The following is a 22,980-nucleotide window of genomic DNA, read 5'->3' on the forward strand; positions in this document are numbered from 1 at the left end:
CTGCCGTTCATGGACCGACGTTCATCGTGAAGACGAAACTCACCTCGTTGTAGTAGTTGGGCATGTGCATGAGATAGGTTCCGTCCCCCGCAGGACCGTCTCCTGGCCACCAGTCCGCCGGTCCGAGCAGGTGCGATGAGTAGTCGCTCCCTTGAACCTCGGGGACGAACCACAGGCGGTAGGAGGAAGCGCCCGTTTCGGGTGCGAACACCCACAGTTGTACGTCCTGGTCCCCGTCGGCATCGTAATGGCACTCCCATTGGACGACTCTGACGTCGTTTCCGCTGCCATGAGTGCCGTCAAGACACTTGTCGGATCCTGTGTTGCGCAGCAGGTAGGCGTTATTGCCGGCCGCGATGCGCTGCCAGCGCTGGTAGGCACTGCTGGTGCAGCTCTGGAGCTGCACCACGGCATCGTTGCCGGCGCTGTCGCCCTTGATGCCCACACACAGCCCAGACTGCTTGTTCACGAGCTGGAAGCCGGCTGGATGAGGGGCGCCCACCGGGACAGCGGACGGGAGGGCAGGCTTCGCGCGAGTGGGCTTGGGTCTGGTGGGCGCCGTTGAGGTCTTGGCGGTCACCGTCACGGCAGAGGTATGAGGCGTTGGCGCGGTTGCCGCAGCGGTTTTCACCGCGTCGCGCTCGGTCGTGACCTGGACGGTGGTTACCTGTGCCAGAGGCGTCTGGGCGTCGTCGCTTCCCCCCTGGATCAGGCCGACTCCCGCGATGGCGATCACTGTGGCGATCGCGGCCACCATTGCTGCGGCACGCAGAGGGGAGTTCGATATGAAGCGGTGGGCGGCGTAGAACCGGCGCGGGCCGCCTGCCGGAGGGGTGGGCCGGTCCGCGCCCTCGGTACCCGGTGACCGTTCTGCCGTGTCTTCGATGCCATCCGACGCGGACGCAGGAGAGGGTGAGGGCACCGGCCAGTACAGCGCGCCTGACAGAGCAGCACGCTGGCCGGAATGGATGATGCTGAGGTCGGTCCGGGCCTGCAAGCAGCTCTCACAGCTCGATTCATGCGGTTCCAGGTCCTCGGAGCAGTGGGAAAGACTCCCTCGCACGATCTCACCGAGCACGGCGGCGAGGTGACGGCACTCACGGCTGGAGGCACCGTTGGCGTACCCCCGCAAGTACGCGCTGAAGAAACCCTGCTGGGCGAGCCTGGTCCGGGAAGCCATGTAGTTGGGCGACAGGCCCGGCAGAGGCCCGGCATGTTCGGCGGTCTCCACGAGGGCGTTCCACAGCACCGCCTGCCACAGCCCCGGCAGGCTGCGAAAGGCCCTCAGTAAAGCGGAGTTCTCCTCGGCTGCCCTGGCGGCAGACTCGGGACGGTCCGCCCCGGGCAGCGCCCGAAGCCACGAGGTGAGGCTGGATGCGAGCCCGGATTCACGGCCGGTCGCCGCCCACCGGACAGCGGTTCGTCTCACTTCCGTCACCAGGTGGGGTCGCCAGGCCTCGGTGGGCCCATTACCCGAGCGGACGCTTCGAAGGGTCTGTGCAAGCGCTTCATCCGCAACGTCTTCTGCAGCCTGCGGTTCCCCGAAGCACAAGTGGGCGTAGGCCAGTACGGCCGCCTTGTGCCGGCGGACGATCTCGGATGCGGCCTCCGACCGCAGTACCTCGTCTTCGCCGCGTATACGTTGGGCAAGTTCGGCATCCAAGAGCTGGGCCGCCATTGGCTCGGACACTGTTCACCTCTCACTCGCCGCTGTGCCACCGTCCTGCGGGAGACGGAACGCAATCCCCCGAGCACATGTGTGCATTTGCCGGGAATGCTGCGCGTTCTCCACTCCTGAGTCAAGCGGATCGCCGACCTCCTTCTGCGTACTTGTCGGATGTCGAATCCAGGCAACCGTTCCTGAAGAACGCTCAAGTTGGTGGAAACCCGCACTCCGGGGTGGTGGTGGGGGACTTGTCTGAGCCGTTTGTCCCTTCGGGGCGGTGGTGAAGATTCAGATAAAGGGGAGTGGCAAGGAGCGTTGGTATGACGAATTGTCATACGCGTTCCTGTGTGCCTCTCGACCAGGGGTGACACCCGGGATCTCACAGGAGGCGATCTTCCAGACGCTGTTACGATCGCAACCACCGAGCCAATACCGCCCTGCGGCTGGCCGCATGGAAGATCTCCACAGATCGAGGGGATTGACATGGCGCGTGTGAAACCACCACGCTCCCCTGGCCGCCGCCTCGACCCAAAAGCAACAGCGTCGGCCTGATCTTCTGTGAAGTCCCCCCACACCCTGCAGGACCTGCTGCTGTGCTGGACCGGCGCATGCTCCATCTGCCAACGCCAGTTACCACCCCGAACAAACAGACAACAGCCCTCCCGCAGTCCAACCCAACGAAGCACTACTAGAGGAAAAAACACATGACTGGGCAAGTGAACTTGGCCTACGACTATCCGCTCCTGGGCGCATTCTGGACCGTACTGTGGATATGCCTGTGGGGCATTTGGATCTTCCTGCTCCTCCGGGTCTTCATTGACCTCTTCCGTGACGACTCCCTCAACGGGTGGGCCAAGGCAGGGTGGTGCATCTTCGTGATCGCCCTCCCCTTCCTCGGAGTCTTCGTATACCTCGTAGCTCGTGGCAGAGGCATGGGTCAGCGCGAACTGAATCAGGCCCGAGCCCAGCAGAAGGCGTTCGACAGCTATGTGCGCGAGACCGCCGGCACCGCCAGGCTGAGCGCGACCGAGGAACTTGCGAGGCTCTCGGAAATCAAGGCCAGGGGCGACCTCACGGACGCGGAGTTCCGGCGCGCCAAGGAGAAGATCCTGCGCTGACCGGACTCCGTCCCGCCCGCGCGCGCTTGACTCGCAGGCGGCTGGGCGGTCGGACATGCCGCGTAGCCGAAAGCTGCACCAGGAGGACCACTAACCTGCGCGTTTCTCTTGCCGCGGTTTCCGGATCTTGATCGGAAACGCGAAAGTGCCCTCTGAGTTGGGAAGATGAGGCTTGTCGAAGGTCTCTGCCATCCCAGCAGGAGGGCACTTTCTGCGTGCACACGACCGGGTCGCGCCCCAAGCTCGTCGTCTCGGCCGACGGCCACGGGGGTGGTCAGGCATGCCGGGTCCCGTCTGTTGGCCGATCTCGCCGACGCCACGGGCCTGACCGCCGGGTTGACCGACGCGCTGCGCCGCCTGCCGCCACGCGGCACCGGACACAACCCGGGCAGGATCGCGGTGGACTTGGCGGTGATACTCGCCGACGGCGGCGAAGCCATCGCCGACTTGGCCCTACTGCGCGACCAGGCCGCAGCCACGTACAAGCGGGGCTTCGGCTACCACCCGCTGTTGTGCTTCCTGGACAACACCGGCGAAGCCCTGGGCTGACTGCTGCGGCCGGGCAGGGCCGGCGCCAACACCGCCGCCGACCACATCACCGTCCTCGATGCGGCGCTCGCCCAGATCCCCGACGACCGCCGCCACGGCACCCCCATCCTCGTCTGCACCGACAGCGCCGGCGGAGCCAGAGCGTTCCTGGCCCACCTGTGCACCCTGCGCACCCAAGGCGTCCACACATCTTCTCGGTCGGACATCCCGTCACCGAGCCGGTCCGCCGCGCGATCCGCGCCCTGCCCGCCCACCACCGAGGAACCCGATGGAGACCCCGGCCCGAGCGTCGGGCCCAAGCCATGCCCACTCAACGACCAGGGGTCGACAGCACCAATCCTTCGCCGTCCCGAGACCGAGACCACCCAACCCAGCCAGGTATGTACCCCTGTGAGCCCCTCTGAGTAAATCCCGTTCGGGCCTGGGCTGTTGAACTGGTCCTCGAAGGATCCGGGGCCTGGCTCAGCGTCTTTTTCACGTGGCACGGCAGCCTGGACATGGACGTCTGTCATCTCAGCAGCTATTCCAAAATGTAGGGAATCCCGCTCCGTCCAAGCCGCGGTTGCTCGCACCCCAGGAATCTGGACATCCTGCCCGAGTGGGCAGTTCAGGCCCTGATTCACCGGAGTGCGGACCCTTGCCTGAGTAGGTCGTTGCCGTGGTTCGGAAACCAGAAACCTATGATGCATTGGCATGCCATGGGAAATATCGCGCAATGGCAGTCGTGGCCGTCTACGGTGAGTCACCGGCGACAATTCGCTCGAAAGTTCGTCCGGCTGGTCGGGGAACGGTCGCTCTCACCGATGACGCGACAGCGGTGCGCGGTGAAAACGGTGCGGCGGCTACCCCAAGGGAAACGACGAGTAGCTGGGGAAGCTTGATGAGTCGACGCAGGTGTGTCGGCGATGACGGGTTGCCAGGGGCACACCGGAGCAACACCTGATCCTGAGCCCTACAGCAGCGGCAACCCCGAGGAGTGGCGTACATGCCTGCGAGCGGAGCGACCAGGAGGACCTCACAGGGGACTGCCTCGCGTATGCGCCCGTTTCCGTCTCAAGCGAGACGTATGCCCGGCACACACGCGCGGCGACGGCACCGGTCGATCCGGACTTCTCTCATGCTTCTGTCCCTGGTCCCCTGCATCGCGCTCGTCGGCTTGTGGGCCGCAACAACCAGTCAGATGCTGGGACAGGGAGCTGACCTCCGTAGCAGAGTCCAGGCTGGCCGCATGCTCCAGCTGCCGGCCTTAGAGATGTTCCGCAACCTGCAGCGGGAGCGTGCCCTGACCGCGGTCTGGCTCACTGACACTCCTTCCTCGCACGAGGCGCTGGACTCCCAGCGTCCGAAGACCGATGCCGCCCTGGCGACGATGGGTGGTCTGGCGGAGGCCCTGAAGGACGCCCCTCTGCGTTCCAGGGTCTCCTTCCGGCCGCTCGCCGACGCAATCCAGCGATTCCCCCTCCAAGTCCTGCGGAAGGGGATCGACACGCAGTCCATCAGCGGTGAACAAGCCCTCAGCGCGTTCACTCAACTCATCAACCTCGAGATCAAGGTGACGAGTGAGATCAGCGCCCAGGTCGATGACGGGTCCCTGGTGGCCGCGGCGGCGCCCCTGGGGCTGGTGGTGAACGCTGCGGAACAGATCGCGCGTGAGGACACTGTGCTCGCACCGGCCATGGCGACCGGTCTGCTCACCCATCGGGCACGGGCAGAGTTCATCATGGCCACGGGTACCCAGCGGTTTCTTCTGGCCGCACTGTCCGCCCAGCTCTCCGACCGGAGTCGGCCGGCATTCCAGAAGATCACAAGTAGTGCTGCCTGGAAGACCATGGTCTCGATCGAGAATGCGGTCTTGGGCCAGCCGGAGGTCGCTGACGGCAGCGGCTCCGTGGCGAGTGCGGCTAATGCCCCGCCGCCGTCGGCGAGTCGGTGGGATGGCGCTCTGCGCCAGGTGAGCAATGATCTCGATCAGTTCATCCAGCAAAGTAGTGGGAACTTGCGGGCACTTCAGACGGAACGGGCGAGCCAGATCATACGGAAGTCGATCGCCATCAGTGCCGCAGGACTCGCTGTAGTAGCTGTCGTGGCGGTCCTGTCGTGGCGCATTGCCCAGTCCCTGCTGCGGAGAATGGCAGGCCTGCGCGAGGCTACCCTTGAGCTTGCCGAGGGTCGTCTGCCCACGCTGGTCGATCGACTGAACCGCAATGAGACGATAGACGTCAGCGAAGAGGCGCCAGAACTGGACTACGGACACGATGAGTTGGGGCAAGTCGTCAAGGCGTTCAACACGGTGCAGCGGACCGCCGTCCGCAGCGCCGTGGCCTTGGCCGACGTCCGCCATGGGTTGGAGAATGTGATCCTGGGGATCGCCCGCCGCACGCAGAACCTGGTGAACCGACAACTCACCCTGCTGGACCGGCTGGAGAGCGAGCACCAGGAGCCCAAAGTTCTGCAGGGTCTCTACGAGCTGGACTCCCAGGCGAGCCAGATACGTCGATACCAGGAGAACCTTGTGATCACGGCTGGTTCCCAGCCAGGGCGCCGTTTCACCGAACCGGTCTCCGTCGTCGACGTGCTGCGCAGCGCGGTCGGGGAGGTTGCCGACTACCAGCGCATCGCCATTTACGCCGATGAAACGCTCCGGTTCGCTGCGCACGCGGTCGCCGACCTCATCCATCTGCTGACCGAACTCATCGACAACGCAGCGAGCTTCTCCCCGCCGGAGTTCCCTGTCGCGGTCAATGTCGAGCAGGCGAGCAAGGGCCTCGTGATCCAGATCGAGGATCGTGGCTTCGGGATGAGTGAGGACGGCTACGCCGAGTCGAACAGGAGGCTGGCAGAGCCGCCCCCCTTTGACGTCTTCGCCCTGGCTGAGGACGCTCGTGTGGGCCTGTTCGTGGTCGCCTGGCTCGCTGCCAGGCACCACATAGAGATCACACTGCGCGCCTCGCCGTTCGGCGGCACGTCCGCCATTGTCCTCATTCCGGCAAAGCTGGTGATCAACGCTCCCTCACTGAAGGGGGCTACGGCAGATGTCGACCGCCCCGGCGGCACCAGCCTCAAGGCAGTAGTGACCGCCTTTCCCAGACCCAGCGCTCTCGGCTCCGGGCCGACGGCGACCTCAGACAGTGGAACGCCCCGCTCCATCCCCCTGCCCCCACTGTCTCCGCAGCAAGAACCGGCGGAACGTCCGACAGCGGCGCCATTCCCTGGCTCTCCTCAGCCTCCCCCATGCTTGCCCCAGCGTGTTCCACAGGCTTCCGGGGTCAAGGAGCCGCGCCGCCCCTGCGCTCCCGTGTCAGGACCGGACCCGCGTCCGGGACCGCTGCCTACGCCCGAGCGCCTCGCCACGACCATGGCCGCGTTCCAACGCGGATCGGTACATGCACGCGATTTCGGCGGTCCTCGCTCTCGACCCACATCGCTCCCTCGAAGGGCCCCTGATGACGCCCCGTCCTGAAAACCTCCCAGCGAACGACACCCAGGTCGGCCTTTTGCTGACCAGTCTGGTGGAGCGAGTCGCCCATGTGCGCCACGCCGTCGTCGTCTCCTACGACGGACTGGTCGTCAGTAGGTCCAGCTCGGTCGACCGCGCCAGTTCGGAACGCCTCGCGGCCACGACGTCCGGACTGGTGAGCCTCGGCAACGGCATCTGCGCCGATTTCGCAGGCGGCGCTGTGGTCCAGACGCTGATCGAGATGCAGCATGGGTTCGTCCTTCTTACCTCGGCCGGGGAGGGCGCGTATCTGACGGTGCTTGCCTCCGCACAAGCAGACGTCGGCGTGGTGGCCTTCGAGATGAATATGCTCGTCAGGAAAATCGGCGGTCTGCTCAGCGCATCGCCGCGCATCGAACCAGCTTCGTGACGCGCGTTCCCTAACTTTCCAGAGCCATGAGCCAACACACCGATCAGCCCGGGAACGGGACATCGCACGACGCCGTCGGCCGCCTGGTGCGCCCTTTCACCCTCGTCGGCGGACGTACAGAGCCCACACGGGACATCTTCACGCTCATCACCCTCATCACCACGGCCAGGGACCCGGGACCTCGCCGTACTCGCGCACTTCCTCCGGAACACCGGCAGATAGTGCAGATGTGCACCATGCCGAAGGCTGTAGCCGAGGTCGCGGCCCTTCTCGACCTGCCGGTTTCGGTGGCCACCATTTTGTTGTCCGACCTGCTCGACGAGGGTCTGATCACCGCTCATGCACCAGTCAGCGCGTCGGAGGACGGAGGGCTCGCCCTGCTGCACAGAGTGAGGGACGGTCTTGCACGGCTGTGACAAGTGCCCCGGTGACAAGGATCCTCATACCCGGCGGGTAACCCTTCGAGATCTCTTCAGGTGTGCAATTCCACGCTCGACCCGGATGCGGCGTGAGGAGTGAGCCCTGCGTCGGCGCCGGCGTCGGCCAGGATCTCCACGGCCGGACCCGCCGGCGAGGAGCTTGACCAGGCCTGACTGCCGGACAACGGGTGGAAGCCGCGGTCTGGGCCGGCACACGTACGCGGAAGGTACGGCGGTCCCAGTCGTGTCCGCCGTCGCGTAGCACGTCTCATGCTCCTTGCCAGCGCCCTTTTCGGAGGTCCTGGCGGGCATCCGCGAGCTGACTGTCGCCGAAACCGCGTTTCGCGATTCTGTGAGGTGTTCCGCAGATGCAGAGCGGTCGTCTTACCTGGTCTGCCCCTGAATGAGGATTCGCGGCTGGCCGACGAACTGCGTGCAGTGCAGATCGTGGGGCTGTGCATGCCATGACGGATTGGCATATCCGGCGGGATTTCCGCACTCAGGACACGCTCGGCGATAGCCTCGCCTCCACCCGTTGGAAAACCCCTGCGAATTCCCTTCCTCCCAGGGGGCGTGAAGACGGTGTCGGGCCGCCCGGGACTGCCCCTCCGGGCGGCCCTCCCCTGTTTGCCGCCGGCAGGATCTAGCGGCCGGCGTCCGTGGTCCTCACCACGTAGCGGCGCCGGTCGCGGGCGGGGATCCCTCTCCCGTGCGGCTTGTCCAGCCCGTTCCAAGTCGCCCAGACCGGTGACCATTGGCCGGGTCGATGCGCAGGAACCTGCCGAGTGCCAGCTGTGACATGGGGCCGTTGTCGGCCAACGCCCGCAACACGCTGTAGTGGCACCCGCAGTCCGTGACCGCCGAGGCCATCCTCGGCAATCCGGAATGCCACCTGCCCGACCTCGGTCGTCCGTCCCGTGGTGTGCCCGGCCGGCGAGTGGGTGTGTGCTATGTCCGGAGGCGACGAGACCGCGATGCCGGCTGGACGGACGCGGTCTGTCCAGGGCTGGCTGTCCACCCGGTAGGTGGCGCACGCATGCAGTTTGGTGTGGAGAGCACCCGGGCCACTCGGACCTGCATGCCCCCCATGAAGTAGAACGAGTGCCCCGGCCGCCGACGACCCCCCTCCCGCACCGCGGCCCGAGGTGGTCCGTCTACGGATGCGGGGCGTACTCGCCGAGGTGCGGGGGGACCCGCGGTCCTCCGGCACCGGCCAGTGGGCATGATCGGCTGTCCTGAGCGGCGCCTGATCGCCGTCTGCGGTGCAATGGGGCATGTGGGGACCTCACGCCTCGGACGGCGAGGGGAAGCGGCCTGGAGGAGGCGACCATGGACGCGCGACAGGGCACCTCTGAGCCCCGAGAACGGTCCGCCGCACGTGATGCCCGGTTGGTGGTGGACGAGCAGGGTGCCGTTGCCGAGTGGAGTGCGCAGGCGCAGGAGCTGCTCGGCTATCCGGCGGATGAGGTCCTGGGCCGCCCTGTGACGGCACTGCTGTCCGCCGGGGAGCGGTCGGCCTCCGCAGGCCTCACGGAGGAGACGCCGCCCCCTGGTGAACGGTTGGCCGCCCGGCATCGTGACGGGCACCTCCTCGATGTCCGCGCGCAGGTGCGCCTCCTGGTGGCAGACGGCACCGTGCGCTGGGCAGTGGTCCTGAAAGCCGCAGACGGCACCGATGAGCAGGAGCTCGATACGGCACTGCTGAGGGCGCTGCTGACCGATTCCCCGCTGGGAGTGCAGGTCCTCGACCCTGAGCTGCGGGTCGTCCGGATGAACTTGTCCGCGCCGGGAGCACGGGGAGTGGTGGGCGTGGAGGCCATCGGGCGCCTCGCTCGTGAGGTGGCTCCGGGCGTGATTGACGACGCTGCGGAGCAAATAATCCGATCGGTGCTGGAGACCGGTGAGCCGGTGATCGACTTCGAATACGGCGGCCGCCCCCCGACCGACCCTGATCACGATCACATGTACTTGGTGACGCTCCTGCCGCTGAAGGATGAGAACGGAAGCGTTCTCGGGGTGTGCATCACTTCGCAGGACGTGTCCGAGCGGCACCGGGCACAGACGCGCCTGGCCCTGCTGGTGGAGGCGGCCACCCGGATCGGTACGACGCTGGAAGTGACGACGACGGCGGACGAGCTGGCCGTGGTCTCCGTGCCGGCCCTTGCCGACGTCGTGGCTGTCGACGTCCTGGACGACGTGTTCCACGGTGAGGCGTCCCCGCCCGGGCCGGTGAGCGCCGAGGCGCTCGTGCGGCGCGCCGCTTGCCGCGCTGCCGAAGGGCTGGACGTTCAGCCGGCATACGCTCCGGACGAGCTGGTCCCGACCTACCCGCCGTTCTTCACCGCGTGCCTGACAGACCTGCAGCCCCGCCTGCTGCCTGACCTGAAGGCCGACCGCCAGTGGTCCACCCTTGAGCCTCACCGAGCCGAAATCGTGCGCAGGGCCGGCATGCACTCCATGATGGTCGTACCACTCACCGCCCGCGGTGTGATGCTCGGCATCGCCAGCTTCTACCGGACGAGGACCACCGATCCGTTCGATGAGGACGACCTCGCCCTCGCCACCGAACTCGCCGCCCGGGCGGCCGTGTGCATCGACAATGCGCGGCAGTACACGCGCGAGCGCAACGCCGCGCTCATCCTGCAACGCAGCCTGCTGCCGCGGCGCGTCCCGGCCCAGAACGCGGTGGAGGTGGCCTGGCGCCACGAGCCCTCCAGTAACGTCGGGGACTGGTTCGATGTCATCCCGCTCTCCGGCGCGCGGGTGGCTCTCGTGGTGGGGCGCCTGGTCGGGCAGAGCATGCAGGCAGCGGCGGAAATGGGCCAACTGCGCAGCGCCATCAACACCCTGGCCGCACAGGATCTGGCCCCCGACGAACTGCTCGCCCAGCTCAACGACCTGGTGACCGGCCAGGCCGATGCCCAACCTCCCGACGGCACCTCGGCAGGGACGCCTCTGGCACGGGCCACCTGTGTGTACGCGGTCTACGACCCCATCTCCCGACGCTGCACCTTCGCCCGGGCCGGCGGCTTGTCCCCTGTGATCATCAAGCCCGAAGGCGCGGTGGAATTGCCCGACGTCCCGTTCGGCCCACCGCTGGGCAGCGGCCGTCCGCCCTACGAGACCGTCGAAGTGGAACTACCGGTGGGAAGCGCCATCGTCCTGTCCACCAGCAGTCTCGTCCCGGGCGGGGACCCGCAGACGGTACCGGCCGGCCTGCGGCAGATCCTGGCCAACCCCCACCGGCCCATGGAAGACACCTGTGACGCCGTGGTCCGCGCACACCGGGACAGCGGGCAGGACAGCATCACGTTGCTGCTGGCACGCACCAAGGACCTCGGCGAGGACCAGGTGGCGGCCTGGACCCTGCCGAACGACCCCGCAGTCGTCACCACCGCCCGCACGCTGGCCCGTCGGCAACTCGCCAACTGGAGCCTGGAAGAGTTGGAGCCCACCACCGAACTGATCGTCAGCGAGCTGGTCACCAACGCCATCCGCTACGCCGGCGGCCCCATCCATCTGCGCCTCGTCCGCGACCTCACCCTCATCTGCGAGGTCACCGACGGCAGCAGCACCGCCCCACATCTGCGCCATGCGTACGACACCGACGAGGGCGGCCGGGGTCTCTTCCTCATTGCCCAGCTCACTCGCCGCTGGGGCACCCGATACGCCGCACGGGGCAAGACGATCTGGGCCGAGCAGGCCCTCCCCCTGGCCGATCACGATGAAGTCGAGGCTGCTTGATCACCCGCACGACGCCCCGGAACTGCGGCTGACGTCGATGGGCCAGTGGTCGACTCGATGGGATTCGTGGTCCGCAGGTAGATCCAGTCGGCGGGGAAGTCGTAGAAGCGCCAGCAGCTCGGCCTCGTCGTCGGTGACCTTCTTGACGGCCATCGTGGCGAGGCGCTCACCAGCGTGACGCCCGCACCAGCAGGAGCATGAGAAGTTCGGCTGCGGAGAGTGACCGGTCGCGGCAATAGACGACGACCACACGCCTGGACAGGGGGCTCGGCCGCACATCCAGTACGCAGAAAGGTCCATCCTGCAGGTCCTGGGCCACGGCGTACCGCGACATCAGGGATATGCCGAGGCCGACACGGACCGCCTGCTTGATCGTTTCCGTACCCCAGATGTCGATCTGCGGCGCCGAGCCCAGGCCCCATCGGCGCAGCATCTCCTGCGTATGCGTACGGGTACTGGACCCCGGTTCCCGGAGCAGAAACGTCTCCGATGACAATTCGTCGGCTGTGAGGGGCCGCCCGGACAGCGGATGATCGGCGCGCCCCACCACGACCAAGGGGTCCGGCACGAGATCCTCCATGACGTACTCGCCGACAGGCGGCACTCCGCTGGACACCCCGATACCGACCTCCCCTGTCGTGAGTCTTTCTGCCAGGTCGCCGGCATTAGTGACCACTAGCTCGCAATCCAGGGCGGGGAAGCGTTGCCGGAACTGCAGGATCAACGACGGCAGCACGTATGTGCCCACCGAGCAGGTCCCCCCGACCACAAGACGGGATTGCCGCAGGCTCGATGCTTCATGCACGGCGCCTACCGCCCGTTCCGCCATGGCCAGGATCTCCCGGGCCTGTGTGAGCAGCACCTCACCGGCCGGCGTCGCACGTGCGGTGGGGCCGGACCGGTCCACAAGCGTCGTCCGGAGCGAGGCCTCCAGCTTCCTGATCTGCTTGGACACCGTCGACTGACTCATAAAGAGCTTCTGGGCGGCCGCCGAGAAGCCGCCGCAGTCGATGACCTGGGTAAAGATCACCAGCTGGTCGAGGTTCAGAGTCATCCAGGCACTCCGCAACGGCCCTGTGGTCTGGGCGATGGACAGTCAAGGGAGATCGGGATACCGGACGGGCACCCCGCTCGGATTCCCCATGCGGAGGTCCAGGTGGACGGCCGCAGGGCCGGCGAATACAGCGGAACCACCTGTCCCGATCCCGCCGCAACCACTTCGTTCACCAGTGACGTTGCCATGGCGATACTGCGGGCTGTTCAGCCGGTGATGTCGCGGCCGAAGATCTGGCGGGCGATGGACCACTTCTGGATTTCGTTGGTCCCTTCGTAGATCTCACCGATCTTGCTGTCTCGGTAGATCGCCTCGACGGGCCCCGGCCGGCCGTCTGCGCCACGTTCGCGGGCGAAGCCGAGACCACCGAAGGCTTGGACGGCATCGCGTGCCATGTCGACCGACAGTCGGGTGGCGTAGTGCTTGGCCATCGCGGCCTCCGGCTCGGGAGAGGGATTCCCCGCGTCCAGTCGCAGTGCGGCCTTGGTGTAGAGCGAGCGGGCGTTCTCGATCTCCGTGGCACGGTCGGCGAGCAGGAACTGCCAGTGCTGGTTGGAGGCGACTGGCCGGCCGAATGTGCGGCGCGTCGACAGATGGGCCACTGTGTGGTCGAAGGCCGCCTGGGCCATGCCGACACCGGCGGCTGCGATGGCGATCCTGCCGTACGTCAGCGTGGCCAGCGCATGCCGCAGGCCACGCCCTTCAACACCGCCGAGCAGTGCGTCGTCGGAGAGCTCGACATCGGTGAAGTGCACGTCGGCGGTGACCTGTCCGCGGTTGCCCATCTTGCGGTCGGGCACGCCGACCTCGACGCCGGGCAGGCCGGTGTCGACGATGAACATGCTCAGCCGCTCGCCAGTGCGGGCCAGAACCAGGACGAACCCGGCGACCGGGGCGTTGGAGATCCAGCACTTGTGGCCGTTCAGCACCCACCCCGGTTCCGAGCGGGTCGCCACGGTCTGTACGGCCTGCGGAGACAGGTCGCTGGAGGCGTCCGGCTCGGTCGTGGCGAACGCGCCGACCAGCGTTCCGTCGACCACCTTGGGCAGCCAGCGCTTGCGCTGCGCGTCGGTGCCCTGGTTGAGCGCGTTGCCCACCAGGACGCTCTGCACGTCGAAGATGGCCGCGACGCTGCTGGAGTAGTAGGCCAGTTCCTCGATGACAGCGGCCGCGGCGGTCGCCGGGTGAGTCAGTCCGTGGCCGCCGACATCGGCGGGCAGAGGAATGCCGAGGATGCCTTCTTCGGCGAGCGCGTCGAACACGTGCCGCGGGAAGCCATCTGTGCGTTCGTCTCCGCCGGCGATGGCCGCGGCGTGCGGGGCGACGCGCTTCTCGGCGAACGCACGCACCGCTGCTCGCACGTCCTGGGTCTCCTGGGTGGCGAGGAGTTCGTGATAGAGGCGATCCGCCCGGCGTTGTGGAGGTGAAGTCATGAGGGTCAGCCCGGCGGGCGGGAGCGGCTCGGCGGTGGGGTGCCTGGCGGGGGTGGTTGCGGCTGACATGGTGATTTCTCCTTGGTTCAGTGCGCTGCGGGCGCGGCAGAGGCTGCGGTGCGCAGTTCGTAGGGGGTGGGGTCGAAGCGGCGTGTCGTGCGGCGGTATTTCCAGGTCGCGTCTGGCCAGTTGGCCGAGGCCAGGCCGTCTGCGCCCTGGTAGAAGCTCGTGCAGCCGCCGACCGACCAGACCGTGCCTGCCAGCCGTGCTGTTTGCTGTTCGATGTAGGTGTTTTGGTCCGTGGCGCGGACCTCGATGCTGGTGATGCCGCGTGCGCGCATCAGGCGCAGCGCGTCCATTGCATACGCCACCTGGCACTCCTCCTGGAACACATGGGAGTTGTGGCCGGTGGCGCTGCCCGCGCCGCCGAGGCGGAACAGGTTGGGGAAGTTGGTCACGGTGATGCCGAGGTAGGTGTGCGGGTTGCCGTTCCAGCATTCGGCCAGGGTCCGGCCGTCGCGTCCGCGCAGGTGTTCCGCGATCGGCGGGTCGCTGACGTGGAAGCCGGTGCCGAAGATGATCACGTCGGCGGGGTGCTCGCGGCCGTCGGTGGTGACCACCGAGTCCGCCCGTACCTCGTGGACGCCGGCGCTGACCACCTCGACATTGGGTGCCGACAGGGCCGGATACCAGTTGTTGGAGATCAGGATGCGCTTGCAGCCCAGCTCCCAGTCCGGGGTCAGGCGCTTGCGCAGCGCGGGGTCGGCGACCTGGCGGCGCAGGTGGTGCAGGGCCATCCTGGTCGCGATCCGCCGTACCTGGGGCGAGACCATGATCTTCCATGTCACCAGCTCACGCATCCAGTACTGGCGGTGGCGTACCAGTCGCTGCAGCCATGGCGCGGCGGTGTAGAGCCGTCGTTCGGTCCGGGTCGTCGCTCGGTCCATCCGGGGGGTGACCCACGGTGCGGTCCGCTGAACCACCGTCATCCGCCCGACCTGTGGCTGGATCGCGGGTACGAACTGGATCGCCGAGGCGCCGGTGCCGACGACGACCACTGTGCGGCCGGTCAGATCGAGGTCGTGGTTCCAGCGGGCGGAGTGGAACACCTCACCGGTGAATCCGTCCAGGCCCTTCAGTTGCGGGGTCGACGGTTCGGCGATGGGGCCGCTGGCGTCGATGAGCATGTCGGCGGTGAGCGGTCCGGTGCTGGTCTCGATCCGCCAGCGCTGCGCGGCGTCGTCCCAGGCCGCCTCCAGCAGGCGGCAGCCGAAGCGGATGTGCGGTATCAGCCCGTGGTCGCGGGCGACCCGGCGCAGGTAGTCGCGGATCTCGGACTGCTGGGAGAAGGCCCGGGTCCAGTGCGGGTTGGGCGCGAAGGACAGGGAGTACAGATTCGACGGGATGTCGCAGGCGCAGCCCGGGTAGGTGTTGTCCCGCCAGACGCCGCCGACCTCCTGCTCCCGCTCCAGCAGGGCGAAATTCTCCCCTTGGGTTTTGAGCGCGTGGGCCGCGGCCAGCCCGCCGAATCCGGCCCCGACGACGACAACGCGCAGATGCTGCGGCTCGAACTCAGCGGTCATGCGGGTAGCCCCTCTAGAAAAGCTAACGTGAGTCGCGTTAACCTCCCACCCATGGCAGCAGTCGTCAAGAGCCCAGAACCCGAACCGTCCAGCTCCGGGCCGGACCCGGCCGAACCCGGCCGCCCGCGCCGCCGGCAGCCGGTCCAGGCCCGCAGTCGCGAGACCGTCGAGCGGATCCTCGACGCCGCGGCCGCCCTCCTTGAGGAAGGTGGCGTCGACGCCGTCACCACCCGTGCCATCGCCGAGCGCGCCGGCATCACCGCGCCCTCGCTCTACCGCTTCTTCGCCGACCGTGATCAGGTCCTCGACGCGCTGATGGAACAGCACCTCGAACGGCTCGGCGCCTTCCTCGCCGAGACCGAGGCGGGCTGGTCGCCCTCGTCACCGACGGAGTTCGTGGGGCGCGAACTCGACTCCGTCGTCGCCTACTTCCAGGCCAACCCCAACGCCGCCCGGCTGTGGCTGGACGGGCGCGTCTCGCCGACGGTGCGGGCCGAGGTGCGGCGCTACCACCGCCGCACCGCCCAGCGCCTGCACGACGTGGCCGTCGCGGCAGGCCTGCTCGCCCCACAGACCGACCTGCTGGTCTTCGTGATGCTGGTCGAACTCGGCGACCGAATCCTGGACCTGGCGTTCCGGGAGGGCCGCGAACCCGACACCGACGTGATCCGCCACGGCCGCATCGCACTCACCGCCTACCTGGAAGCCGCGCTACCGCAGTAGGGCCCACCGCCCGACGCAGACGCGGACAGCAGGCATCGCGCCATCGGCACCACCTGACGCCAAGCGCCGCCGGTCACCCCACCCGAGTGCCCGACGACGCCGGTGCCGTCACCGATCCCAGACAGGAGGGCTCTATGTCCTTACAAGACGAACTCCCCCGCACCACCCTGCCCATGCCCGACCGCCCCCGGCCCGGGCTGACCACGTACGACGCCCGGGAGCCGGAGACGTCGTTCGCGCCGATCACGCCGCTACGGCCGCCGGCGGACGCGCCGAACGTAGTGGTGATCCTGCTCGACGACGTGGGCTTCGGCGCGTCCAGCGTTTTCGGCGGCCCGATCGACACCCCGGCGGCGCAGCGACTGGCCGACGGCGGGCTGCGCTACAACCGGTTCCACACCACCGCGTTGTGCTCGCCGACCCGGCAGGCGCTGCTGACCGGCCGCAACCACCACTCGGTCGGCATGGGCGGGATCACCGAAATAGCCACCTCAGCGCCGGGATACAACACGATCCGGCCCAACTCCAAGGCGACGCTGGCCGAGACGCTGCGGCTCAACGGCTACGCCACCGGGCAGTTCGGCAAGTGCCACGAGGTGCCGGTGTGGGAGACCAGCCCGGCCGGCCCGTTCGACCGCTGGCCGACCGGCAGCGGCTTCGACTACTTCTACGGCTTCGTCGGCGGGGAGACCAGCCAGTACTACCCCGCGCTGTACGAGGGCACCACCCCGATGGAGCCCGAGCGCACCCCGGAAGAGGGCTACCACCTCACCGAGGACCTCGCCGACCGCAGCGTGGACTGGGTCCGCCGCCAGCACGCGCTGCAGCCCGACCGCCCGTTCTTCCTGTACTTCGCGCCCGGCGCGACCCACGCCCCGCACCATGCCCCCAAGGAGTGGTCCGACCGCTATGCCGGCCGTTTCGACGCGGGCTGGGACGCGTTACGCGAGGAGATCTTCGAACGGCAGAAGCAGCTCGGCGTGATCCCGGCCGACGCCGAACTGACCGCGTTCAACGCGGAGATCCCGCACTGGGACGAGATGCCCGACGACCTCAAGCCGGTGCTGACCCGTCAGATGGAGGTCTACGCCGGATTCCTGGCCCACACCGACGCCCAGATCGGCCGGCTGGTGCAGACCCTGGACGACCTGGAACTGATCGACAACACGCTGATCTACTACATCATCGGCGACAACGGCGCCTCGGCCGAGGGCACCCATCACGGCAGCTTCAACGAGGCGATCAACTTCAACGGCCTGAGCGCGCTGGAGACCACGGACTTCCTGCGCTCCAAGGTGGACGAGTTCGGTACGCCCAGCGCCTACAACCACTACGCGGTGGGCTGGGCACACGCGATGTGCACGCCGTACCAGTGGACCAAGCAGGCGGCCTCGCACTGGGGCGGCACCCGCAACGGCACCATCGTGCACTGGCCCGTCGGCATCACCGCCCGGGGCGAGATCCGCGAGCAGTTCTCCCACGTCATCGACATCGCACCGACCGTCCTGGAGGCGGCCGGCCTGCCCGAGCCCACCACGGTGCACGGTGTCACCCAGGCCCCCATCGAAGGCGTGAGCATGGGCTACTCCTTCGACGACGTGAGTGCGCCCGAGCGGCACCAGACGCAGTACTTCGAGATCGCCGGCAACCGCGGCGTCTACCACCGCGGCTGGACCGCGGTCACCAAGCACCGCACACCCTGGGAGCTGCAGGGAGAGAAGCTGGTGGCCTTCGACGACGACGTGTGGGAGCTGTACGGCCCCGACGACTGGACCCAGTCCCGCAACCTGGCAGCCGAGCAGCCCGAGATGCTCCACAAGCTGCAGCGGCTGTGGCTGATCGAGGCGACCAAGCACGGCGTGCTGCCGCTGGACGACCGCGGTGCCGAGCGGTTCAACTCCGACCTGGCCGGCCGGCCGGAGCTCATCCGCGGGAACACCCAGGTGCTCTTCCCGGGCATGGGCCACCTCAACGAGAGCTGCGTCATCAACATCAAGAACAAGAGCCACGCCGTCACCGCACAGGTCGTGATCCCGAAGGGCGGCGCCGAGGGCGTCATCCTGTCCCAGGGCGGCACAGCGGGCGGTTGGAGCTTCTACGTCCGCAACGGCCGACTGCGCTACTGCTACAACCTGGTGGGCCTGCAGTACTTCTACGTCGGCTCGGACCACAAGCTCCCGGCCGGCGAGCACCAGGTGCGGATGGAGTTCGACTACGACGGCCCGGGCCTGGGCAAAGGCGGCACCGTCACGCTCTGGGTCGATGGTGCCGAGGTGGGCCGCGGGCAGGTGCCGGTGACCCAGGCCATCGTGTTCTCGGGCGACGAGACGACCGACGTGGGCCGCGAGTCGGGCTCGCCCGTCACGCCGGAATACCCGGCGCGCGGCAACGACTTCACCGGCGAGATCCGGGGGGTGCAGATCGACGTGGACGCCGCCGCGGCCGACCAGGACCACCTGATCCCGATCGACGAGCGCTGGCGGATCGCCATGACCCGGCAGTGACGGGACGTCATTGACGTAGGACGGCGGGCTGCCCGTCCCGCGAGCAGCCCGCCTCCGGATTGCCGGGCCCCTACGTGACACCGGGCCGGGCACTCGACCGATTCAGGTCCGCACTGACCCCCAGCGCCGGGCCCGTCCCCGTCGCGCAGACGAGACGGTCGGGCTCCTGCAACCTCTGGGTGTGCCACGGCACACCTCGGAAGCCCAAGGGTGTGTGTTCGGCGATTCCATGCGGCGCGCCACCGCCCTACGTTGGGCCCTCGGCAGCCACGACGGAACGGCAGCATAGCCACAGCGCGCCACGACCAGCGGCCCCCGAATGCCTCCGCCCAAACCGCAGACCGACCAGGAACCCACACCATGGACGAGATCACTTTCACCAGCGGCAACGACCAGTGCTCCGCCTGGCATCTCCCGGCGAGGTCTATGTCGGCCCCGGGCAGGAGCAGGCGCTGGCCGACCAGCTCGACTTCCTGCGCCGCCCTCTGACGAACCGCTCGGCGGGAGCGTCAACCCCTGCCGCACGGTCACCACGCCGAAGCACCAGACCAGCCACTGCCGACCAGCCGTTCCCCCGCCGGAACGCCGTACCCCGGTATGTCCCACCCATCCGCGTTCACCACTAGAGGCCGGAGCCAGCAATGAAATTCAAGAACCTCAAGAACCGTGTTGTCCTCATCACCGGCGCCGGCAGTGGCATGGGTCGCGAAACGGCGCTGCTCAGCGCCCGGCGTGGCGCCACACTCGTCATCTGCGACCGCGATGAAGCCGGGCTGAAGGAGACCGCGGAGGCTGTCCGCGCTCTCGGCAGCGAGGTGCTGGCGCACACCGTCGATGTCACCGACCCCGCGGCGATGGACGCCTTCGCCGACGCCGTGCACGCCCGGTTCGACGCGGTCGACGTGCTCATCAACAATGCCGGCATCGGCGTCCTCGCCAAGTTCTTTGACACCAAGCCCGAGGACTGGGACCGGCAGATCGCGGTCAACCTCAAGGGAGTCGTGCACGGCTGCGAGCGCTTCATCCCCCGCATGATCGAGCGCGGCACCGGAGGGCACGTCGTCAACGTGTCGTCGGGCGCCGGATACTTCCCCTCCGCGGTCATGTCCGCATACTCCGTCACGAAGTTCGCGGTGTTCGGCCTCACCCTGAACCTGCGCATCGAGCTGCGCCCGCACAAGATCGGCGTGACCGCCATCTGCCCTGGCGTCATGAACACTCCGATCATTCGTACCAGCATCGTCCGCGGGGCCGACGCCGGCGGGCAGGCCGACCGGGTCCGGAGCATGTACATGCGTCGTGGCTATCCGCCCGAGCGCGCCGCGGAGAAGGTCCTGCGTGCGGTGGGGCGCAACCGCGCGATCGCGCCGGTCGGGCCCGACGCCCACGCCATGTACGCGCTCAACCGCCTCGCGCCGCCCCTTGCCCGCTGGATCAGCGGCCGCGTGACCCACATGTTCGACTGATCATGACGAACGCGACGCCGGGTTTCGGTGATTTCCAGCTCGAGGTCTATATGCGCGGTCTGTCGGGTGTGCGCGAGAACCTGCCGTTCACCTATACGGAGCTCGAGGCCCGCGCGCACGCGGCGCTGCCGCCGGACATCGTGTCCTACGTCGCGGGCGGGGCCGGCAACGAGTACACCCAGGGCTCGCACTCGGCGGCGATGACGGCATCGTGCACGTCCGGCGATCGCTGCTGGCCGAGGCGGATCTGCTGATGGCGATCGACGGCTACCCGACGATTGCCGACCTGGGTCCTGACGCGCTGCTCAAGCGGCTCTGAACCGCGCGGGCCAGGACTCGCCCCGGGCGCCGACCGGTGCGCCCGGGGCGAGTCCTACGTCTGCAGTTCTCACGGAGCCGATGCCAACCTCCCCTGGTCGACGGCACATTGACTGCCCCGGAGGTGTCGGTACGAAGACTGCGGAGCCTTGGTCCCCGGAGCGCGCTGAGCAGCACGCCCGTCGCGCGAGCAGCCACCGTCGTCGTGCCGCCGACCAGGGCCGGGGAGCGAGTCCTTGCCGCCATGGCCGACCCTGGCGTGCTCAGCCGGCGGGCGGTCCGAGACGCCGCCTGAGCTCGAGCGCCAGCTCGACTGCGAGGCGTCGCTCGCCCGGCTCATAACCGAGCAGCTCGCTCGCCCGCACGATGCGTTTGAGAACCGTGTTGCGGTGGGTGTACAGGCGGGCGGCGGTGCGCGGCGCGTTCTCGGCCTCCTCGAGATAGACGCGGAGCGTCTCGCGCAGTCGTGCCGCCGTGGGTTCCTCCTCGGCAAGTGGTCCGAGTGTGGTCGCGACGAACTCGGCGGCATGGCGTGGATCCTGCGCGGCGAGCACGGTGACCTCGAGTTCCCGGTAGGAAGCGAGCCGTTCGCTGTCGGGGTTGCCGAGGAGCAGACGGTGCACGGTCAGAGCGGCCTCGTGGCTGGCGCGAAAGCCGGCTATGCCCTGACGAGTGGGGCCGATCGCGGCACGCAGACTGTCATGCGTCCGCGCCATCGCCGAGCGCAGATCCTCGAGGGGCGGTTCCCCGTTGGTACCGATCCAGGCCCACAGCGTGGTCGTCCCTGCGGGCAGCGTAAGACGCTTGCGTGCGCCTGCGGCGCGGGCGAGCACGAATGCCGCCGACTCCAACGCTCCGTGAGGCGCACCGGGCGGCTCAGCCCAGACGACGACTGCGGTGTGGCTCCGCTCGAGCGCGTAAGCCATCCGCTGACCGGCGACCGCAGGGTCGACGGGCGCGCCGTCGAGGATCAACCGGACGGTCTCGGTGCGCCGGGCGAGCGCGCCGCCGATCACCTCCTCGCGCTCGCGCTGGGCCTCGGCGAGAACGACACGCAGCGTCTGGTCGACATAGCGGAAGGTGAGCGAGAGCGAGAGCTCGGTGACACCCATCAGTTCGGGCCCGGGGCCCACGACCTCGTACGCGCAGGCCATCCAGCGTTCGAGCACCACCTGCTGGCCGCGCCGATAGCCCTCATAGATCGCGTCGAGGTCGATACCCCGACGCGCGACAGTGCGGGCACCGTCGAGTACTTCGGGCGGGATCGGGGTCGACAGGGGTGCCTCCGCGTGCCGCGCGAACGTGAGAAAGCGCTGAAGGTGGCCGCGGTTGTTGGCGGTTAGTTCGGCCACGATCGCGGCGTCGGCCCCGAACGCCGGGACCGCCTCGATCGCGGTGGCGTCCATATCGGCAATGGTCTCGTCGAAATCGAGGGCCAGTCGGTCCGCGATCACGGCGGCAAGCTCGAAGGTTCGTGCTGTCGGCTTCAGCGTCCTCACATGCGAAGTGTGCCGTCGCACACCACCCTCCACAAGGCAGGGCATGCGACGCATCCCTGGTGGCAGCGGTGATCAGTTCCACACGATCGTGACCCGCTCGTCGCGTCGGGTTCCCACCAGGGGCGGTCCTGCCGCAGGCGGACCGGGTACTGCTGGTGGCCGTCGACCACTGCACGAGCCTGACCAAGCGGCAGCTTGCGCCGCTCTTCGGCTGCTCACCTGCGACTGCGTGCCGGTCATCCAGCGGCTGCGGTCTCACCTGGCCGTCGACCAGGCCCGTCGGCTCCGCCCCGCCGTACCGAAGGCGTGGCGGGATCCGGGCCCGCGCTCCTCGACCCCGAGCTCCTCGGCCGGCGGTGCGGTCGATCCTGTGTCACTCCGCAGCTCGCCGGCCAGGCTCCAGCCGGTCGAGCAAGGTATGGAAAGCGGCGTCTGCCCGGTCCCAATCGCCATCGGCCAGCCGTGCAAGGAGGATGCGACACGTCCTGGACGCCGTCGAGGCCAAGTTCCCCAAGGCCGCCGAAACCTCGATGCCGCCCAGCACGAACTGCTGGCCTTCACCGCCTTCCCCCGCGAGACCTGGAGCCAGATCCGGTCCAACAACCCGCAGGAGAGGCTGAACAAGGAAATCAGGCGTCGCACCGACGTGGTCGGCATCTTTCCCGACCACACTGCGCTGATCCGCCTGGTCGGCGCCGTCCTCGCCGAGCAGAACGCCAAATGGACCGAGGCCCGCAGCTGCATGGGCCGCGAACTCCTCGGCAAGACCCGACTCCATGCGAACGAGTCATGGACCGGCGAGACCCGTCCTGCCCACCGAACTCAGCCCATACCTCAAAGAAGATGACCGAGTGGCCGTCGATACACCACTTCGGCGGACATGACCTGGCACGCCCCCTCAGGGACCTCCCGATAGGTACTGATGCAGGTATTTTTCCGCTGTTGCAAGGCCTCGCCACGAGGGGACACTTCCACCAGCTCACCTGTTCGGATTGCAACAGTCGGTGGGCGTTGGAGCTGAGCCTGCGTGGTTGGAGA

The 22,980-nt window shown here is 67.9% G+C and carries 13 protein-coding genes and 4 pseudogenes; 11 read left to right on the plus strand and 6 right to left on the minus strand.

Annotation, left to right across the window (positions count from 1 at the left end; genetic code table 11):
• Positions 1–7: 7 nt before the first annotated feature.
• Positions 8–1,231 carry an RICIN domain-containing protein gene (locus OG735_RS05125; protein WP_327321938.1) on the minus strand — a complete coding sequence of 408 codons (1,224 nt, stop codon included), beginning with the start codon at positions 1,229–1,231 and terminating at the stop codon, positions 8–10.
• A gap of 1,139 nt (positions 1,232–2,370) precedes the next feature.
• On the opposite strand from OG735_RS05125, the gene OG735_RS05130 reads away from it, so the two are divergent.
• The 6 genes and pseudogenes from OG735_RS05130 (at position 2,371) to OG735_RS05155 (ending at position 11,362) form a co-directional block, all read left to right on the plus strand.
• The gene (locus OG735_RS05130; RefSeq protein ID WP_327321939.1) at positions 2,371–2,784 is read left to right on the plus strand and encodes an SHOCT domain-containing protein; all 414 of its coding nucleotides are present in this window, start codon (positions 2,371–2,373) and stop codon (positions 2,782–2,784) included.
• A 185-nt stretch (positions 2,785–2,969) separates the two neighbouring features.
• Positions 2,970–3,611: pseudogene (locus OG735_RS05135) on the plus strand (transposase); the annotation flags it as partial.
• Positions 3,612–4,561: 950 nt separating this feature from the next.
• Positions 4,562–6,793, plus strand: coding sequence for a sensor histidine kinase (locus OG735_RS05140; RefSeq protein ID WP_327321940.1), 2,232 nt, complete (start codon positions 4,562–4,564; stop codon positions 6,791–6,793).
• Positions 6,777–7,199, plus strand: coding sequence for a roadblock/LC7 domain-containing protein (locus OG735_RS05145; RefSeq protein ID WP_327321941.1), 423 nt, complete (start codon positions 6,777–6,779; stop codon positions 7,197–7,199). Before OG735_RS05140 ends, OG735_RS05145 begins: the two co-directional genes overlap by 17 nt.
• A 26-nt stretch (positions 7,200–7,225) precedes the next feature.
• Positions 7,226–7,615, plus strand: a complete 390-nt coding sequence (locus tag OG735_RS05150) for a DUF742 domain-containing protein (RefSeq protein WP_327321942.1) — start codon at positions 7,226–7,228, stop codon at positions 7,613–7,615.
• Between the two features lie 1,332 nt (positions 7,616–8,947).
• Positions 8,948–11,362 carry a SpoIIE family protein phosphatase gene (locus OG735_RS05155; RefSeq protein ID WP_327321943.1) on the plus strand — a complete coding sequence of 805 codons (2,415 nt, stop codon included), beginning with the start codon at positions 8,948–8,950 and terminating at the stop codon, positions 11,360–11,362.
• Here the strand turns inward: OG735_RS05155 and OG735_RS05160 are convergent.
• The 4 genes and pseudogenes from OG735_RS05160 to OG735_RS05175 all read right to left on the minus strand — a co-directional run.
• Positions 11,350–11,512 (minus strand): annotated as a pseudogene (locus OG735_RS05160) (IS256 family transposase); the annotation flags it as partial. The gene OG735_RS05155 and the pseudogene OG735_RS05160 sit on opposite strands and share 13 nt — an antisense overlap.
• Before the next feature lie 16 nt (positions 11,513–11,528).
• Positions 11,529–12,416 (minus strand): LysR family transcriptional regulator, encoded by an 888-nt coding sequence (locus OG735_RS05165; protein ID WP_327321945.1) that lies wholly within the window; start codon positions 12,414–12,416, stop codon positions 11,529–11,531.
• Positions 12,417–12,622: 206 nt separating this feature from the next.
• Positions 12,623–13,918: an acyl-CoA dehydrogenase family protein gene (locus tag OG735_RS05170; RefSeq protein ID WP_327321946.1), complete on the minus strand. Its 1,296-nt coding sequence runs from the start codon at positions 13,916–13,918 to the stop codon at positions 12,623–12,625.
• A 17-nt stretch (positions 13,919–13,935) separates the two neighbouring features.
• A complete protein-coding gene (locus OG735_RS05175; protein ID WP_327321947.1) occupies positions 13,936–15,432 on the minus strand; it encodes a flavin-containing monooxygenase in 1,497 nt (498 codons plus the stop codon).
• 51 nt (positions 15,433–15,483) lie between these two features.
• Between OG735_RS05175 and OG735_RS05180 the strand changes: the two genes are divergently transcribed.
• From OG735_RS05180 to OG735_RS41840, 4 genes and pseudogenes are all read left to right on the plus strand, one after another.
• Positions 15,484–16,155 (plus strand): TetR/AcrR family transcriptional regulator, encoded by a 672-nt coding sequence (locus tag OG735_RS05180; RefSeq protein ID WP_327321948.1) that lies wholly within the window; start codon positions 15,484–15,486, stop codon positions 16,153–16,155.
• A gap of 134 nt (positions 16,156–16,289) precedes the next feature.
• Positions 16,290–18,659, plus strand: coding sequence for an arylsulfatase (locus tag OG735_RS05185; protein ID WP_327321949.1), 2,370 nt, complete (start codon positions 16,290–16,292; stop codon positions 18,657–18,659).
• 641 nt (positions 18,660–19,300) lie between these two features.
• A complete protein-coding gene (locus tag OG735_RS05190; RefSeq protein WP_327321950.1) occupies positions 19,301–20,125 on the plus strand; it encodes an SDR family NAD(P)-dependent oxidoreductase in 825 nt (274 codons plus the stop codon).
• Between the two features lie 181 nt (positions 20,126–20,306).
• A pseudogene (locus tag OG735_RS41840) lies at positions 20,307–20,444 on the plus strand (lactate 2-monooxygenase); the annotation flags it as partial.
• A gap of 262 nt (positions 20,445–20,706) precedes the next feature.
• Here OG735_RS41840 and OG735_RS05200 read toward each other — a convergent pair.
• Positions 20,707–21,942: a PucR family transcriptional regulator gene (locus tag OG735_RS05200; protein ID WP_327321952.1), complete on the minus strand. Its 1,236-nt coding sequence runs from the start codon at positions 21,940–21,942 to the stop codon at positions 20,707–20,709.
• A 470-nt stretch (positions 21,943–22,412) separates the two neighbouring features.
• On the opposite strand from OG735_RS05200, the pseudogene OG735_RS05210 reads away from it, so the two are divergent.
• Positions 22,413–22,826 (plus strand): annotated as a pseudogene (locus OG735_RS05210) (transposase); the annotation flags it as partial.
• Positions 22,827–22,980: the final 154 nt, after the last annotated feature.

Source organism: Streptomyces sp. NBC_01210 (assembly GCF_036010325.1).
GTDB lineage: Bacteria > Actinomycetota > Actinomycetes > Streptomycetales > Streptomycetaceae > Streptomyces.

Excerpts from the sequence above, each read along its gene's own strand:
- OG735_RS05130 (WP_327321939.1), top strand. The coding sequence starts at position 2,371 with ATGACTGGGCAAGTGAACTTGGCCTACGACTATCCGCTCCTGGGCGCA.
- OG735_RS05140 (WP_327321940.1), top strand. The coding sequence starts at position 4,562 with ATGCTCCAGCTGCCGGCCTTAGAGATGTTCCGCAACCTGCAGCGGGAG.
- OG735_RS05145 (WP_327321941.1), top strand. The coding sequence starts at position 6,777 with ATGACGCCCCGTCCTGAAAACCTCCCAGCGAACGACACCCAGGTCGGC.
- OG735_RS05150 (WP_327321942.1), top strand. The coding sequence starts at position 7,226 with ATGAGCCAACACACCGATCAGCCCGGGAACGGGACATCGCACGACGCC.
- OG735_RS05155 (WP_327321943.1), top strand. The coding sequence starts at position 8,948 with ATGGACGCGCGACAGGGCACCTCTGAGCCCCGAGAACGGTCCGCCGCA.
- OG735_RS05165 (WP_327321945.1), bottom strand. The coding sequence starts at position 12,416 with ATGACTCTGAACCTCGACCAGCTGGTGATCTTTACCCAGGTCATCGAC.
- OG735_RS05170 (WP_327321946.1), bottom strand. The coding sequence starts at position 13,918 with ATGTCAGCCGCAACCACCCCCGCCAGGCACCCCACCGCCGAGCCGCTC.
- OG735_RS05175 (WP_327321947.1), bottom strand. The coding sequence starts at position 15,432 with ATGACCGCTGAGTTCGAGCCGCAGCATCTGCGCGTTGTCGTCGTCGGG.
- OG735_RS05180 (WP_327321948.1), top strand. The coding sequence starts at position 15,484 with ATGGCAGCAGTCGTCAAGAGCCCAGAACCCGAACCGTCCAGCTCCGGG.
- OG735_RS05185 (WP_327321949.1), top strand. The coding sequence starts at position 16,290 with ATGTCCTTACAAGACGAACTCCCCCGCACCACCCTGCCCATGCCCGAC.
- OG735_RS05190 (WP_327321950.1), top strand. The coding sequence starts at position 19,301 with ATGAAATTCAAGAACCTCAAGAACCGTGTTGTCCTCATCACCGGCGCC.